This window comes from Pseudomonas sp. RP-B7, assembly GCF_059803535.1.
Genome location: NZ_JAPFHC010000014.1, coordinates 24,369 through 40,183, shown reverse-complemented (window position 1 = coordinate 40,183; position 15,815 = coordinate 24,369). Strand labels below are relative to the sequence as shown.

The window sequence follows — 15,815 nt, the reverse complement described above, 5'->3', positions numbered from 1 at the left end:
GCGCCCCTCCCGATGACCCAGCCGATCCGCATCAAGGACCACGAGAAAGACGCACGTCTGGTACGCGCTCGCGTGGTGTTTGGTGCGTTTCTGGTGGTGGGGTTGATCGGCGTGCTGATCGCGCGCCTGTATTTTTTGCAAGTGATCCAGTACGACTATCACTCCACGCTGTCGGAAAACAACCGGGTGCATGTGCAGCCGATTCCACCGACCCGCGGGCTGATCTTCGACCGCAATGGCGTGGTGGTCGCGGACAACCGGCCCAGCTTCAGCCTGAGCATGACCCGCGAGCGCTCCGGCGACTGGCAGCAGGTCCTCGATGTGATCGTCGAAGTGCTGCAACTGACCCCGGAAGACCGGGTGGTCTTCGAAAAACGCATGAAGCAGGGGCGCCGGCCATTTGAGCCGGTGCCGATCCTGTTTGAGTTGACTGAAGAACAGATCGCCCGGATCGCGGTGAACCAGTTCCGTTTGCCAGGTGTGGAAGTGGTGGCGCAGTTGGTACGGCATTACCCGCAAGGGCCGCACTTTGCCCACTCCGTCGGCTACATGGGGCGGATCAACGAGAAAGAGCTGAAAAGCCTCGATCCGGTCAATTACAGCGGCACCCACCATATCGGCAAGACCGGCATCGAGCGTTTCTACGAGCCGGAACTGCACGGCCAGGTGGGTTACGAGGAAGTCGAGACCAATGCCCGTGGCCGTGTGCTGCGGGTGCTCAAGCGCACCGACCCGGTGCCGGGCAAGGACATCGTGCTGAGCCTGGACATCAAGCTGCAGGAAGCGGCGGAGATGGCCCTGGGCGGGCGGCGTGGTGCCGTCGTGGCGCTGGACCCGGCAACGGGCGAAGTGCTGGCGATGGTCAGCCAGCCGAGTTTCGACCCCAACCTGTTTGTCACTGGTATCAGCTTCAAGGCGTATGCCGAGTTGCGCGATTCGATCGACCGGCCGCTGTTCAACCGCGTGTTGCGCGGCCTGTATCCACCGGGCTCGACGATCAAGCCGGCGGTGGCGATTGCCGGGCTCGACGCGGGCGTGGTCACGGCCTCCAGCCGGGTGTTCGACCCGGGCTACTACATGCTGCCCAACTACGATCACAAATACCGCAACTGGAACCGTACCGGTGACGGCTATGTCGATTTGGACACCGCGATCATGCGCTCCAACGACACCTATTTTTACGACCTGGCCCACAAGCTGGGGATCGACCGCCTCTCTGCCTACATGGGCAAGTTCGGCCTTGGCCAGAAAGTCTCCCTGGACATGTTCGAAGAATCCCCTGGCCTGATGCCGTCGCGGGAATGGAAGCGCGCGACCCGCCGCCAGGCCTGGTTCCCCGGCGAAACCCTGATCCTCGGGATCGGCCAGGGCTACATGCAGGCCACGCCGTTGCAACTGGCCCAGGCCACCGCGCTGGTGGCCAACAAAGGCATCTGGAACCGTCCGCACCTGGCCAAGACCATCGAAGGCGAGAAACCGGTGGACGAAAACCCGATTGCCGACATCGTGCTGCGCGACCCGTCCGACTGGACCAAGGTCAACCACGGCATGCAGCAAGTGATGCACGGCGCCCGTGGCACCGCGCGCAAGGCGGCGATTGGCGCGCAATACCGCATCGCCGGCAAGAGTGGTACGGCCCAGGTGGTCGCGATCAAGCAGGGCGAGAAATATGACCGCTCCAAGGTCCAGGAGCGCCACCGTGACCACGCCTTGTTTGTCGGCTTCGCGCCGGCGGACGATCCGAAGATCGTGGTCGCGGTGATGGTCGAGAACGGCGAGTCCGGCTCCGGTGTCGCCGCCCCCGTGGTGCGCCAAGTGATGGACGCCTGGCTGTTGGCCGACGACGGCAGGCTCAAGCCCGAATATGGCGGCCCCCCTTCAAGCACCGAGGTTACGGCCAGTGAAGAGTAATTTTGACCGCATCCTCTCCAGCGAGGATGTGATGCGTCGCCGCGCGACGTTGTTGCAACGCATGCACATCGATGGCCCGTTGCTGATCCTGCTGCTGACCCTGGCGGCCGGCAGCCTGTTTGTCCTGTATTCGGCCAGCGGCAAGAACTGGGACCTGCTGATCAAGCAAGCGTCGTCGTTCGGCCTGGGCCTGTTGTCGATGGTGGTGATTGCCCAGCTGGAGCCGCGATTCATGGCGCGCTGGGTGCCGCTCGGTTACGTGGCCGGTGTGCTGCTGCTGGTGGTGGTGGATGTGATGGGGCACAACGCCATGGGCGCGACCCGCTGGATCAACATTCCGGGGGTGATTCGCTTCCAGCCGTCGGAATTCATGAAGATTCTGATGCCGGCGACCATCGCCTGGTACCTGTCCAAGCGCACCTTGCCGCCGCAGCTCAAACACGTGGGTATCAGCCTGATCCTGATCGGCATACCGTTCATCCTGATTGTGCGCCAGCCCGACCTCGGCACCTCGCTGCTGATTCTCGCGGGCGGTGCTTTCGTGCTTTTCATGGGCGGCTTGCGCTGGCGCTGGATCCTCAGCGTGCTGGCCGCCGCCGTGCCCGTGGCGATCGCCATGTGGTTCTTCTTTATGCACGACTATCAGAAGCAGCGGATTCTCACGTTCCTCGACCCGGAAAGCGATCCGCTGGGCACCGGCTGGAACATCATCCAGTCGAAGGCCGCCATCGGCTCCGGTGGCGTGTTCGGCAAGGGCTGGCTGCTCGGCACCCAGTCGCACCTGGACTTCCTGCCGGAAAGCCACACCGACTTCATTATTGCGGTGATGGGCGAAGAGTTCGGCCTGGTGGGCATTTGCGCGCTGTTGCTGATCTACCTGCTGTTGATTGGTCGCGGCCTGGTGATCACCGCCCAGGCGCAGACGCTGTTCGGCAAACTGCTGGCCGGCGCCTTGACCATGACTTTTTTTGTTTACGTTTTCGTCAACATCGGTATGGTCAGTGGCCTGCTGCCGGTGGTTGGGGTGCCGTTGCCGTTCATTAGCTACGGCGGAACTTCGCTGGTGACATTGCTGTCAGCGTTTGGGGTTTTGATGTCGATTCATACGCATCGCAAATGGATCGCACAGGTTTGAATAAGGTGAAGATGTCAATGCAAGTAATGCGCGGCTGGGCGACTCGGCACGCGTCCTGGATGGGCCTGATTGGCCTGCTGGGCGCAACGCAAGAGGCGCAGGCCGGTGACTACGATGGTTCACCCCAGGTCGCCGAATTTGTCGGTGAAATGACCCGCGACTACGGTTTTGCCGGCGAACAGCTGATGGGCGTGTTTCGCGAGGCCCAGAAAAAGCAGGCGATCCTCGACGCCATCTCCCGCCCGGCCGAACGCGTGAAGCAGTGGAAGGAATATCGCCCGATGTTCCTCACCGACGCCCGTGTGGCGCGGGGCGTGGACTTCTGGCGCCAGCACGAAGCGGTACTGGCCCGCGCCGAGCAGGAATACGGCGTGCCAGCCCAGGTCATCGTGGCGATCATTGGCATTGAAACCTTTTACGGGCGCAATACCGGCAGTTACCGGGTGATCGACGCGTTATCGACCCTGGGCTTCGACTACCCGCCGCGCGCCGAATTCTTCCGCAAGGAATTGCGCGAGTTCCTGCTGCTGGCCCGCGAAGAGCAGGTCGACCCGTTGACCCTCAAGGGCTCCTACGCCGGTGCGATGGGCTTGCCGCAGTTCATGCCGAGCAGTTTTCGCGCCTATGCAGTGGACTTTGACGGCGACGGGCATATCAATATCTGGAGCAACCCGGACGATGCCATCGGCAGCGTGGCCAGCTACTTCAAGCGCCATGGCTGGGTGGCCGGCGAACCTGTGGTGATCCGCGCGGATGTCAGCGGGGAGCGCGCCGATGAAGGCCTGACCCAGGGCATCGAGCCGGCCAAGACGGTCGGGGAGTTGCGGGCGCTGGGCTGGTCGAGTCAGAATGCGCTGCCTGACGATATGCCGGTCACGGCATTCCGTCTTGAGGGCGAAAACGGCCCGGAATACTGGATGGGCCTGAAGAATTTCTACGCAATCACGCGTTATAACCGCAGTGTGATGTACGCCATGGCCGTGCATCAGCTGTCAGACATGCTGGTCCAAGCACGGGGCAACAAGTAATGCGGGTATCGCCGATCAACAAACCGCTCAAGCTGGTGGCGTTTGCCGCGTTGTCCTTGCTGGTTGTCAGTTGCTCCACCAGCCGAGGTCCGGCGCAGAAGTCCGGGGGGGCGGTAGTCCGTTCCCAGCCGGGCCTGGACATCAACCGCGCGCACAAAGACGGCGCGCCGTGGTGGGACGTCGATGTCTCGAAAATCCCGGATGCCACGCCAACCCTGCACACCGGGCCCTACAAGGCCAACCCGTATACCGTGCTGGGCAAGAATTACTTCCCGTTGCAAGAATCCAAGACCTACGTGCAATCGGGCACGGCGTCCTGGTACGGCACCAAGTTCCATGGCCAGAACACCGCCAATGGCGAAGTGTATGACCTGTACGGCATGAGCGCGGCCCACAAGACCTTGCCGCTGCCCAGCTATGTACGGGTGACCAACCTGGACAACAACCGCACGGTGATCCTGCGGGTCAACGACCGTGGGCCGTTCTATTCGGATCGCATCATCGACCTGTCCTACGCCGCCGCGAAGAAGCTCGGCTATGCCGAAACCGGCACGGCGCGGGTGAAGGTCGAAGGCATCGACCCGGCGCAATACTGGGCCCAGCGTGGCAAGCCGGCGCCGTTGATGCTCAATGAGCCGACCACCCAGCAACCGCAAGTCAACGCGTCGGCCGGCAAGATCGAACAATGGACGCCACCGCCGCAGCAACACGCACCGGACACCGTGGTTGTACCGCGGGCCGCGCCTGGCGCCTCGCTTGCGGGCGGGCAATACCTGCAGGTGGGCGCTTTCGCCAACCCGGATGCGGCAGAGCTGTTAAGGTCGAAACTCAGCGGCATGGTCAACGCGCCGGTTTTCATCAGCTCCATCGTGCGTAACCAGCAGACCCTGCACCGCGTGCGCATGGGCCCGATCAGCTCGCCAAGCGAAGTCGCGCAAGTACAGAACAGTGTGCGCCTGGCCAACCTGGGGCAACCCAGCGTGGTCACCGCCGAATAACAGAGGATTGATGGCTCGGGCATGCATGCGTGCCTGAGCCGTGGTTGTTGGCTCGTTGAACAATAAAACCCAGGGGCAAGGGGTGAGCGGGCAACCGAACACGCGACAGTCTGGTAGCGGGCTGTCTGAATAAGTTTTGCCCGAGAGGGCAAGTTTCCATAAGCAATTTCGAGAGACGGATGAACATCACCACCTTAGCCAAACGCACGTGCCTGCTTCTTTCGCTGATCATCACCCCGGCCGCCTGGGCGGTCGAAATGGTGCCGGCTTCCCCGCAACTGGCTGCCAAGGCCTGGGTCCTCATGGATGCCGCCAGCGGCAACGTGCTGGTCGAGAGCAACGGTGACCAGCGTCTGCCCCCAGCCAGCCTGACCAAGCTGATGACCGCCTACATCGCGACCCTGGAAATCCGTCGCGGCCAGATCGGCGAAAACGATCCAGTGACCGTCAGCGAAAACGCCTGGCGCACCGGCGGTTCGCGGATGTTCATCAAGGTTGGCTCGCAGGTGACTGTCAGCGACCTGCTGCACGGCATCATCATCCAGTCCGGCAACGATGCCAGCGTGGCCCTGGCCGAGCACATCGCCGGCAGCGAAGATGCGTTCGCCGACATGATGAACAAAACCGTCGCTGACCTGGGCATGACCAACAGCCACTTCATGAACCCGACCGGCCTGCCGAACCCGGAGCACTACTCGTCGGCTCACGACATGGCGATCCTGGCGCGCGCGATCATTCGTGTCGACCCGGTGCACTACGCGATCTACTCCCAGAAAGAATTCTTCTGGAACAATATCAAGCAACCTAACCGCAACCTGTTGCTGTGGCGTGACAAGACCGTCGATGGCCTGAAAACCGGTCACACCGACGAAGCCGGCTACTGCATGGTGTCGTCCGCCGTACGTGATGGCCAACGCCTGATCGCCGTGGTCTTCGGCACCAACAGCGAGCAGGCCCGTGCGGCCGAGACGCAAAAACTGCTGACCTACGGTTTCCGTTTCTTCGAAACCCAGACCTTCTACCAGAAGGGTGCCGAACTGGCACAGGCGCCGGTTTGGAAGGGCGCGACCCACCAAGTCAAGGCCGGCCTGGCTGAAGACCTGACCCTGACCATGCCAAAAGGCCAGCTGAAAAAGCTCGCCGCCAGCATGACCATGAACCCGCAATTGGTTGCTCCAATCGCCAAGGGTGATGTGATCGGTAAAGTCGAAGTGAAGCTGGACGACAAGGTGGTGCACAGCGCCGACCTGATCGCGCTGGACGCCGTCGACGAAGGTGGCATCTTCCGCCGCGTGTGGGATAGCATCCGTCTATTCTTCTACGGCTTGTTCAACTGACACTGAGCATCTGCAAAGCCCCGCGTTGATCCGACGCGGGGCTTTGTCGTCGCCAAGGCTTACGCTTACGAGGCCGTTACGCCATGACCGATACCGAAGTAAAGGCGCCAAAGATCGAATTCCCAGTGACGGACTATCCCGTCAAAGTGATCAGCGATACCGGCGTGGGCAACAAAGACAAAATTATCGAGATCGTGCGTAAACACGCGACGATCAACGACAACCGGGTGGACGAGCGTTCGAGCACCAACGGTAAATACACCACGATCCAGTTGCACATCGTTGCGACCGGTCAAGACCAGCTCTACGACATCAACAGCGAACTGCGGGCCACCGGCTTCGTGCACATGGTGCTTTGATGCCAGGCGTCCTGGGCTTTCGCGAGCTCGGCCAGATGGCCTACGAGCCGGTCTGGCATGCCATGCAGCGGTTCACCAACGAGCGCGGTACGTCGGCCCCGGACGAAATCTGGCTGGTCGAACACCCGCCGGTGTTTACCCAGGGCCAGGCCGGCAAGGCCGAGCACCTGCTGGTGCCGGGGGATATTCCGGTGGTGCAGGTCGACCGAGGTGGCCAAGTGACTTACCATGGCCCCGGACAACTTGTCGCATACCTCTTGCTGGATGTGCGCAAGCTAGGGTTTGGCGTGCGTGATCTGGTCAGCCGCATGGAGGCTTGCCTGATCGAGCTGCTGGCCAGTTACGGCGTGAGCGCCGCGGCCAAGCCCGATGCCCCTGGCGTGTATGTGGATGGCGCGAAAATCGCCTCCCTGGGCTTGAGGATTCGCCACGGTTGTTCGTTTCATGGCCTGGCCCTGAACGTGGACATGGACCTCGCACCGTTTCGCCGGATCAACCCGTGCGGCTATGCCGGGCTGGCGATGACCCAACTGAGCGAACACGCCACACCGATTAAATTTGCCGAGGTAAGTGCCCGGCTGCGTGCGCAGCTCGTCAAACACCTCGACTATGCTGAGCAGACGACCCTTACGGGCGGAATCGACTGATTATGACTACTGATGCAGTGCAAACCATGATCCCGACGGTGGACGTTACCGAACGTCCGGCCCCGGCCCCGCGTGCCAAGGTGGAAGCCGGCGTCAAGCTGCGCGGCGCCGAGAAGGTTGCACGCATCCCGGTGAAGATCATTCCGACCACCGAACTGCCGAAGAAACCCGACTGGATTCGCGTGCGCATCCCGGTTTCGCCGGAAGTCGACCGTATCAAGGCCCTGCTGCGCAAGCACAAGCTGCACAGCGTGTGCGAAGAAGCCTCGTGCCCGAACCTGGGTGAGTGTTTCTCCGGCGGCACCGCCACCTTCATGATCATGGGTGACATCTGCACCCGTCGTTGCCCGTTCTGCGACGTGGGCCACGGCCGACCGAAGCCACTGGACGTCAACGAGCCGGAAAGCCTGGCCATCGCCATCGCCGACCTGCGCCTCAAGTACGTGGTGATTACCTCCGTTGACCGCGACGACCTGCGTGACGGCGGTGCCCAGCACTTTGCCGACTGCATCCGCGAGATCCGCAAGCTGTCGCCGAACGTGATGCTCGAAACCCTGGTTCCGGACTACCGTGGCCGTATGGACGTGGCGCTGGAAATCACCGCCGCCGAGCCGCCGGATGTGTTCAACCACAACCTGGAAACCGTGCCACGCCTGTACAAGGCTGCGCGTCCGGGGTCGGACTATCAGTGGTCGCTGACCCTGCTGCAGAAATTCAAGCAGATGATGCCGCACATCCCAACCAAATCCGGCCTGATGCTGGGCCTGGGCGAGACCGACGAAGAAGTCATCGAAGTCATGAAGCGCATGCGCGAACACGACATCGACATGCTCACCCTGGGCCAGTACCTGCAACCGTCCCGCAGCCACTTGCCGGTGCAACGTTTCGTGCACCCGGACACCTTCGCCTGGTTCGCCGAGGAAGGCTACAAGATGGGCTTCAAGAACGTCGCGTCGGGCCCGTTGGTGCGTTCTTCGTACCACGCTGACGAGCAGGCCAAACTGGTCAAGGCGAGCCTGGTTTCGTAAATACCGCTGCTCAAATTTGGGAGCGGGCTTGTGTGGGAGCTGGCTTGCCTGCGATAGCATCACCTCGGTGCGACTGATCCACCGAGGTGCCTGCATCGCAGGCAAGCCCGCTCCCACATTTCGTTCTGCGTTATTTAGGGAGAATTGTGGATGAGCATTGCCGTACCTGCGTTGCGACCAGAAGGCACCATCGCCCTGATCGCCCCCGCCGGCCCTGCCGCACTGGACGTCGAAAAAGCCGGCCAATGGATGCGCGCCCGAGGCTACGAGCTGCACATCTTCCCTGGCGTCTACGAGCGCGACGGCTACCTCGCCGGCAGCGATGAAGTGCGCCTGCGCGACCTCCACGCCGCCTTCGCCAGCCCCGAGATCGACGCCATCTTCTGCCTGCGCGGCGGCTACGGTACGCCACGTCTGCTCGATGGCCTGGATTTCAACCTGCTGCGCGCCAATCCCAAACCGTTCGTGGGCTACAGCGACATTACCGCCCTGCACCTGGCGATCAACCGCTACGCCGGCTTTGTGACCTTCCACGGGCCGATGCTCAATGCCGACCTGCTGGGCGGCAAGCAACCGCCCACCGAGTCTTCGCTACTGGGCCTGCTGCGCGGCGATCTCGGCGCCGGCAGCGTGCTGGCGCACCCGGTGGCCTACCCGTTGACCACGATTGCACCTGGCATCGCTTGTGGGCGTTTGCTGGGGGGGAACTTGTCGATGATCGCAGCGGTGATGGGGACGCCATACGAGATCGATGCCGAGGGCATCATCCTGCTGATCGAGGACGTCAACGAGCCGATTTACCGCATCGACCGCCTGCTCACACACCTGCGCCTGGCAGGCAAGCTGGCCCAGGTGGCGGGGGTGCTGGTGGGCGATGTGGCGGGTGTGGACGGCATGGCGCTGGAGCGGTTGCTCAAGCAGACCTTTGAACCGCTGTGCATTCCAGTGTTGGCCGGTTGGCGCAGTGGGCATTGTGATCCGAACCTGACGCTGCCGATGGGCGCGTTGGTGCGGTTGGATGCGGGGGAGCAGCGGGTGGTGTTGGAGCAGGATGTAGTCTTTAAATAGTTGTTGCCTGTGGTGCCGTCATCGCTGGCAAGCCACCACATCCGACCGCCTACGAAAGGATGTACACGGTTGAATGTGGGAGCTGGCTTGCCTGCGATAGCGGCAGTAGCCATAAGCAGATCTAGCGGTTCTGCAAAGACTCCAGCAGTTTCACCGTCGGATACCCATCCGCCGGCCATCCCAGCACCTGCTGCGCCGCACGGATCGCCTTGCGTGTATTGGCACCGATAATCCCATCCGGGTTGCCTGCGTCATACCCCTTGGCGCTCAGCGCCGTCTGCAGGTCGATGCGCTGGGAGCGGCTCAGTGGCAGCTCATCCTTTGGCCAATCGCCCCGAATCACGCCGCCGCCGCCAAAGCGTTCCGACAACAGGCCTACTGCCAACGCGTAGGACGACGAGTTGTTGTACTTGAGGATCGCGCGGAAGTTATCCAGCACCAGGAACGCCGGGCCACGGTAACCCGCCGGCAATAGCAGGGCGGCAGACAGTTGGTCGACGTTCGGCGGCATGCTTGCGCCAAACGGCAGCTGCACGCCGAGTTTCATCCATTCGGCCACGGTCTTGCGCACACCGCCGTCGGCCAGGGCGTAATCGAAATTCGTCGGCAGTTGCTTGACCTCGAAGCCCCACGGCTGGCCTTTCTGCCAGCCGGAGCTTTGCAGGTAGTGGGCGGTGGAGGCGAGGGCGTCGGCCGGGCTGTTCCAGATGTCGCGGCGGCCGTCGCCATCGAAGTCGACGGCGTGGGTGTTGTAGGTGGTAGGAATAAACTGGGTCTGGCCCATGGCGCCGGCCCAGGAGCCTTTCATCTGGTCGGCCTGGATGTCGCCGTGCTGGATGATCTGCAATGCGGCCAGCAATTGCGCCTGGGCAAACGCCGGGCGACGACCTTCGTAGGCCAGGGTTGCCAGCGAGCGGATCACCGAGTTGTTGCCCTGGAACTGGCCGAAGTTGCTCTCCATGCCCCACACCGAGACGAGTGCCTGGCGGTCGACGCCGTAGCGTTCTTCGATGCGCTGCAGGATGTCGGCGTGCTTGATCAGCAGCGCCTGGCCGTTGCGCACGCGCAGAGCTGACAGGGCGCCGTCGAGGTATTCCCACACCGGACGGGAAAACTCCGGCTGGCTGCGGTCGGCACGGATCACCGCCATGTCCGGCGTGACATTGGCGAAGGCGTTATCAAAGACGGCGGGGGTGATCCCGGCTTTCAACGCTTGCTCGCGGAAAGCGGCCTGCCATTCGGCAAAGGTCTGGGTCGGCTGGATGTCGAGGTTGTCGACGGCCAGGGGCGCCACGACGGCAGGTGCCGCGGCCGGTGCGGCCTGGAGTTTGGGCAGGGGTTGAGCGTCCGCGGCGGTGGGTTTCTCCGCGCAGGCGACGAGCAGAATGAGGCTGGAGGCAGCGATCAGCTGGCGAAGGTGCCAACGACGGGAAAGACAAGAGGGCATGCACAGGTCCAGGGATTACAAATCAGGTGCAGACCTTATCATGCCGAAGGGGCGCTTGCCTTCAGGCAGCCAGAAAGTAAGAAGCCTCCCAGCTATTAGACTGGAAGGCTTCGCGGCGGTAGCTGCCTTTGCCCTTGCCGGCGCGTTCCTGACGGCTGCGGAACAGTGACTGGGCGATGATGGATTTGGCCTTGTTGGGGCCATGCTTGGATGGCTTTTTGCTCATGCTTGATACTCTCTGGGTGGGTTGGAGCGGTGCAAATCATCTGCCGAAGTTACGCTACTGTAAAGCCCGGCGAAATGTAGGAAAGGTAGACACGGTCAAAACTGTGGGAGCGGGCTTGCTCGCGATGCGGAGTGTCAGTTTATAGACCAAGTGACTGACCCAACGCATTCGCGAGCAAGCCCGCTCCCACATTGGACTGTGGTGTTTTTGAGGGAGGGATTATTCGGCAGGCAATGTCAGGCGCTGTCCGGCCATCAGCAGCGACAACCGGCTCAAGCTCATCCACGGCGAACCCGCCGCCTGGCCCTTGATCTGTGCATCGATGCGCTGGGCCTCCAGCAACAGTTGTGCCCAGCGTTGCGCCGAGTGCCGTTGCAGGGCTTTGCTCATCAGGGGCTTGCGCTTGTCCCACACGGGCGGTCGGGCCTGGCTGAAGCACTTGTCCAGCGGCGTGCCCTGGCTGTATTGCAGGGCAATATTGGCCAATACCCGCAGCTCCCGGGCCAGGGCCCAGAGAATCACCGGCGGCTCCACGCCTTCGCCGCGCAGGCCTTCGAGCATGCGCAAGGCGTGGGCGGGTTCGCCATTGAGGATCGCATCCACCAGCCCGAATACGTCAAACCGGGCACTGTCAGCCACCGCACCCTGTACGGTTTCGACGGTGATCTGCCCGTCTTCGGCCATCAGCTTGAGCTTTTCGATCTCCTGGGCGGCGGCCAGCAAGTTGCCCTCGACCCGCGCGGCAATCAGCTCCACGGCGTCTTGCGTCGCCGATAGCCCCGACTGGGACAGGCGCTGACGAATCCACTGCGGCAATTGATTGCTGTCCACCGGCCAGATCTGGATGAACTGGGTCTGCGGACCCTCCACCAGCGCCTTGCCCCACTTGGTTTTCTGCGCACTGCCGTCAAGCTTGGGCAGGCTGATCAGCAGCACCGTGTCTTCGGCGGGGCGTGAGCAGTATTCCATCAAGGCTGCCGCGCCTTTGTCACCCGGCTTGCCCGAAGGCAGGCGCAGTTCTAGCAGGCGCTTTTCGGCAAACAGCGACATGCTCGCACCGGCCTGCAGCAACGTGCCCCAGTCGAAACTGGCGTCGGCGGCAAACACCTGGCGTTCGTCGAAACCTTGCTGGCGCGCAGCGGTGCGGATGGCGTCGGCGGCTTCCTGGCACAGCAACGGGTCATCACCGCTGACGATGTAGACAGGCGCAAGGCCACCTTGCAGGTGTTTGGCGAGTTGGGCGGGGGCGAGTTTCATAGGCGGGGCGAACGGGGCGCTTGGGGCGCCCCGTCTGGCTTACTCGACAGGGACTTCAACAGGCGATTGTTTCGGCGTGTTGTCTTCGTATTCCTGCGCCGCTTTCAGGGCGTCGGCTTCAGCCTTGGCCTTGTTGTCAGCGGCTTGCTGCAAGGTTTCGAGTTTTTCCGGGGTCAGCATCTGCAGACGCAGGACGACACGCTGTACCAGCTCGCGACGGATTTCCTTGCGTACCTGGATGGTCTCGGAGTCCGAACCGACCAGGTTGTTGCCGTCGTGGCTGACGATTTTCTGTACCACGATCTTGTCGCCCATCAATGGCAAGTGATCGCGGCCCTGGACTTCGATGTTCAGCTCGGTGGCCAGTTCGATGTCCGACGCGCGGCCAGCGCTGGCGTAGCTCAGGTTACGCTGGGTTTCTTTCTCGTTGACCAGGACCAGCTTGTACGTCGCGCCGGTGTAGACGTGCACGCCGCTGTTTTCCAGTACCTGGCGCAGCTGGGTGACGGTATCGCCGTAGGCATCGCGTGCGCTGACGTCCAGTTCCTTGATTGCCAGCTCGTTGGTGCCGGTGCCGCGCAGCTGGAAGCCGCAAGCGCTCAGCAGTACGGCCAGGCCCATCACCAGCAGATTGCGTTTGATCATTGTGTTGCTCCCCTTGAAACCAGATGGGCCTTATCGAGGCCCTGAAGGTTTAGTTCGGCGCGGGCTCGAGCTCCGCGCCTGATCCGATTTAGCTGGCGACGATGTTGACCAGTTTGCCGGGCACCACGATCACTTTGCGGATCGTCAGGCCTTCGGTGAAGCGCAGCACGTTTTCGTTGACCCGTGCGGCGGCTTCGACGTCTTCGCGGCTGGCGCTGGCCGGCATGTCGATCTGGCCACGCAGTTTGCCGTTGACCTGGATCACCAGTTGCAGCGTGTCCTGTACCAGGGCGCTGTCATCCTGCTTTGGCCAGCCGGCATCGATGACTGCACCGCTGTGGCCCAGACGGCTCCACAGCTCATGGCTGATGTGCGGTGTGATCGGCGCCAGCAGCAGGGTGACCGTTTCCAGGCCTTCCTGAACCAGCGCGCGGTCCTGTTCGGTTGCCTGTGGTGCTTTTTCCAGCACGTTCATCAGCGTCATCACCTGGGCGATGGCGGTGTTGAACTTGTGGTTCTGGCCCACGTCCTGGCTCGCTTGGCGGATGGCCAGGTGAGTGCTGCGGCGAACGGCTTTCTGCTCGTCGCTCAGGCTCGCCACGTCCAGTTTGCCCGGCAGACCCTGGCTCACATGGGCGTGTGCCAGGCGCCAGACGCGCTTGAGGAAACGATGCGAACCTTCGACGCCGGAGTCGGACCATTCGGCGCTCATGTCAGGCGGCGACGCGAACATCATGAACAGGCGGCAGGTGTCGGCGCCGAACTGGTCGATCATCGACTGTGGGTCGACGCCGTTGTTCTTCGACTTGGCCATCTTCTCGGTACCGCCGATTTCTACCGGCAGGCCGTCCGAGATCAGCTTGGCGCTGATGACCTTGGCTTTGCTGTCACGCTCCAGCTCGACGTCCGCCGGGTTGAACCAGGTGTAGGCACCATTGGCTTCGCGACGGTAGTAGGTCTCGGCGATCACCATGCCTTGGGTCAGCAGGTTCTTGAATGGTTCGTCGGAGCTCACCAGGCCTTCGTCACGCATCAGCTTGTGGAAGAAGCGCGCGTAGAGCAGGTGGAGGATGGCGTGTTCGATACCGCCGATGTACTGGTCCACTGGCAACCAATGGTCGGCTGCGGATTTTTCCACCAGGCCACCCTCGTAGTGCGGCGAGGCGTAGCGGGCGTAGTACCACGAGGACTCTACGAAAGTGTCCATGGTGTCGGTTTCACGCTTGGCAGGCTGGCCGCATTTCGGGCAGTTGCACTCGTAGAACTCAGGCATGCGCGCCAACGGCGAACCGGCGCCGTCCGGCACCACGTCTTCGGGCAGGACGACCGGCAGTTGGTCTTCCGGCACCGGCACGTCACCGCAGGTTTGGCAGTGGATGATCGGGATCGGGCAGCCCCAGTAGCGCTGACGGCTGATGCCCCAGTCGCGCAGGCGGAACTGGGTGCGCGAGGCGCCCAGGTTCTTTTTGATCAGCGCAACTTCGATGGCGTCGAACGCGCCCTGGAAGTCCAGGCCGTCGAACTCGCCGGAATTGATCAGGGTGCCGTGTTCGCCGTAGGCGTCTTGCCACGGGGCCGGGTTGGTGTCACCGGAGCTGGTGCGCACCACGGATTTGATCGGCAGGTCGTACTTGGTGGCGAATTCGAAGTCGCGTTCGTCGTGAGCCGGCACTGCCATTACGGCGCCATCGCCGTAGTGCATCAGCACGTAGTTGGCGACCCATACCGGCAGCTTTTCGCCAGTCAGCGGGTGCTCGACGAACAGGCCGGTCGGCAGGCCTTTTTTCTCCTGGGTAGCGACGTCGGCTTCCGCCACGCTACCGCCTTTGCATTCGGCGATGAACGCCTGCAGCTCAGGGTTGTTCTGTGCCGCCTGGGTGGCCAGCGGGTGCTCGGCGGCCACGGCGACGTAGGTCGCGCCCATCAGGGTGTCCGGGCGGGTGGTGAATACTTTCAGTGCGCCAGCAACGCCGATCGAATCAACGTTGTACGGGAACTGCACTTCCATGCCCTTGGACTTGCCGATCCAGTTGCGCTGCATGGTCTTGACCTGTTCAGGCCAGCCCGGCAGATCGTCGAGGCTCGACAACAGTTCATCCGCGTAGGCGGTGATCTTGAAGTAGTACATCGGGATTTCGCGCTTTTCGATCAGCGCGCCGGAACGCCAGCCGCGACCGTCGATCACCTGTTCGTTGGCGAGTACGGTCTGGTCGATCGGGTCCCAGTTCACGGTACCGCTCTTTTTGTAGATCACCCCTTTTTCGAACAGGCGAGTGAACAGCCATTGTTCCCAGCGGTAGTAGTCCGGCTTGCAGGTGGTCACTTCGCGGGACCAGTCCACCGCCAGGCCCAGGCTGCGCAGCTGGGTCTTCATGTAGGCGATGTTTTCGTAGGTCCACTTGGCGGGGGCCACGTTGTTTTTCATCGCGGCATTTTCCGCCGGCATGCCGAAAGCGTCCCAACCCATGGGTTGCAGAACGTTTTTACCGAGCATGCGCTGGTAGCGGGAAATCACGTCACCGATGGTGTAGTTGCGCACGTGCCCCATGTGTAGCTTGCCGCTGGGGTAAGGGAACATCGATAGGCAGTAGTAAGTCTCCTTGCCTGGCTGTTCACTGACTTCAAAGGACTTTTGCTCGTCCCAGAAGGCTTGGGCGGCATTTTCGATTTCACGGGGCTGATATTGTTCGTGCATGGCTACTTTTGAACTGAATAGGGGTGGCCTAATC

General features: G+C 62.2%; 14 protein-coding genes. 9 read left to right on the top strand and 5 right to left on the bottom strand.

The annotated features are described in order from the left end of the window. The first annotated feature begins 12 nt into the window (after positions 1–12). The 9 genes from mrdA to OPU96_RS14780 all read left to right on the top strand — a co-directional run bounded on the left by mrdA (position 13) and on the right by OPU96_RS14780 (position 9,511). Complete coding sequence (mrdA, locus tag OPU96_RS14820) at positions 13–1,911, top strand: penicillin-binding protein 2 (RefSeq protein ID WP_192299036.1); 1,899 nt, start codon at positions 13–15, stop codon at positions 1,909–1,911. A gap of 31 nt (positions 1,912–1,942) precedes the next feature. Further along, on the top strand, positions 1,943–3,046 hold the full coding sequence (rodA, locus tag OPU96_RS14815; RefSeq protein ID WP_050572452.1) for a rod shape-determining protein RodA: 1,104 nt from the start codon (positions 1,943–1,945) through the stop codon (positions 3,044–3,046). A 17-nt stretch (positions 3,047–3,063) separates the two neighbouring features. Beyond that, positions 3,064–4,074 (top strand): lytic murein transglycosylase B, encoded by a 1,011-nt coding sequence (gene mltB, locus OPU96_RS14810; protein ID WP_192299035.1) that lies wholly within the window; start codon positions 3,064–3,066, stop codon positions 4,072–4,074. Then, positions 4,074–5,072 carry a septal ring lytic transglycosylase RlpA family protein gene (locus OPU96_RS14805; protein ID WP_192299034.1) on the top strand — a complete coding sequence of 333 codons (999 nt, stop codon included), beginning with the start codon at positions 4,074–4,076 and terminating at the stop codon, positions 5,070–5,072. Before mltB ends, OPU96_RS14805 begins: the two co-directional genes overlap by 1 nt. Positions 5,073–5,251: 179 nt before the next feature. Beyond that, positions 5,252–6,409, top strand: a complete 1,158-nt coding sequence (locus tag OPU96_RS14800) for a D-alanyl-D-alanine carboxypeptidase family protein (protein WP_192299033.1) — start codon at positions 5,252–5,254, stop codon at positions 6,407–6,409. An 83-nt stretch (positions 6,410–6,492) separates the two neighbouring features. Next, on the top strand, positions 6,493–6,768 hold the full coding sequence (locus tag OPU96_RS14795; protein ID WP_192299032.1) for a DUF493 domain-containing protein: 276 nt from the start codon (positions 6,493–6,495) through the stop codon (positions 6,766–6,768). Continuing rightward, on the top strand, positions 6,768–7,415 hold the full coding sequence (gene lipB, locus OPU96_RS14790; RefSeq protein WP_226455805.1) for a lipoyl(octanoyl) transferase LipB: 648 nt from the start codon (positions 6,768–6,770) through the stop codon (positions 7,413–7,415). Before OPU96_RS14795 ends, lipB begins: the two co-directional genes overlap by 1 nt. Before the next feature lie 26 nt (positions 7,416–7,441). Beyond that, a complete protein-coding gene (gene lipA, locus OPU96_RS14785) occupies positions 7,442–8,443 on the top strand; it encodes a lipoyl synthase (RefSeq protein WP_166794335.1) in 1,002 nt (333 codons plus the stop codon). Between the two features lie 150 nt (positions 8,444–8,593). Beyond that, the gene (locus OPU96_RS14780; protein WP_498559287.1) at positions 8,594–9,511 is read left to right on the top strand and encodes a S66 peptidase family protein; all 918 of its coding nucleotides are present in this window, start codon (positions 8,594–8,596) and stop codon (positions 9,509–9,511) included. Between the two features lie 121 nt (positions 9,512–9,632). Here the strand turns inward: OPU96_RS14780 and OPU96_RS14775 are convergent, their stop codons facing one another. The 5 genes from OPU96_RS14775 to leuS all read right to left on the bottom strand — a co-directional run bounded on the left by OPU96_RS14775 (position 9,633) and on the right by leuS (position 15,781). Continuing rightward, complete coding sequence (locus tag OPU96_RS14775; protein ID WP_498559286.1) at positions 9,633–10,958, bottom strand: lytic murein transglycosylase; 1,326 nt, start codon at positions 10,956–10,958, stop codon at positions 9,633–9,635. A 61-nt stretch (positions 10,959–11,019) separates the two neighbouring features. Continuing rightward, positions 11,020–11,184 carry an alternative ribosome rescue factor ArfA gene (arfA, locus tag OPU96_RS14770; RefSeq protein WP_498559285.1) on the bottom strand — a complete coding sequence of 55 codons (165 nt, stop codon included), beginning with the start codon at positions 11,182–11,184 and terminating at the stop codon, positions 11,020–11,022. Positions 11,185–11,403: 219 nt separating this feature from the next. Beyond that, positions 11,404–12,441: a DNA polymerase III subunit delta gene (gene holA / locus OPU96_RS14765; protein ID WP_192299028.1), complete on the bottom strand. Its 1,038-nt coding sequence runs from the start codon at positions 12,439–12,441 to the stop codon at positions 11,404–11,406. A gap of 39 nt (positions 12,442–12,480) precedes the next feature. Next, the gene (locus OPU96_RS14760; RefSeq protein ID WP_192299027.1) at positions 12,481–13,086 is read right to left on the bottom strand and encodes an LPS-assembly lipoprotein LptE; all 606 of its coding nucleotides are present in this window, start codon (positions 13,084–13,086) and stop codon (positions 12,481–12,483) included. Positions 13,087–13,174: 88 nt separating this feature from the next. After that, complete coding sequence (gene leuS / locus OPU96_RS14755) at positions 13,175–15,781, bottom strand: leucine--tRNA ligase (protein WP_498559284.1); 2,607 nt, start codon at positions 15,779–15,781, stop codon at positions 13,175–13,177. Between the last annotated feature and the right edge of the window lie 34 nt (positions 15,782–15,815).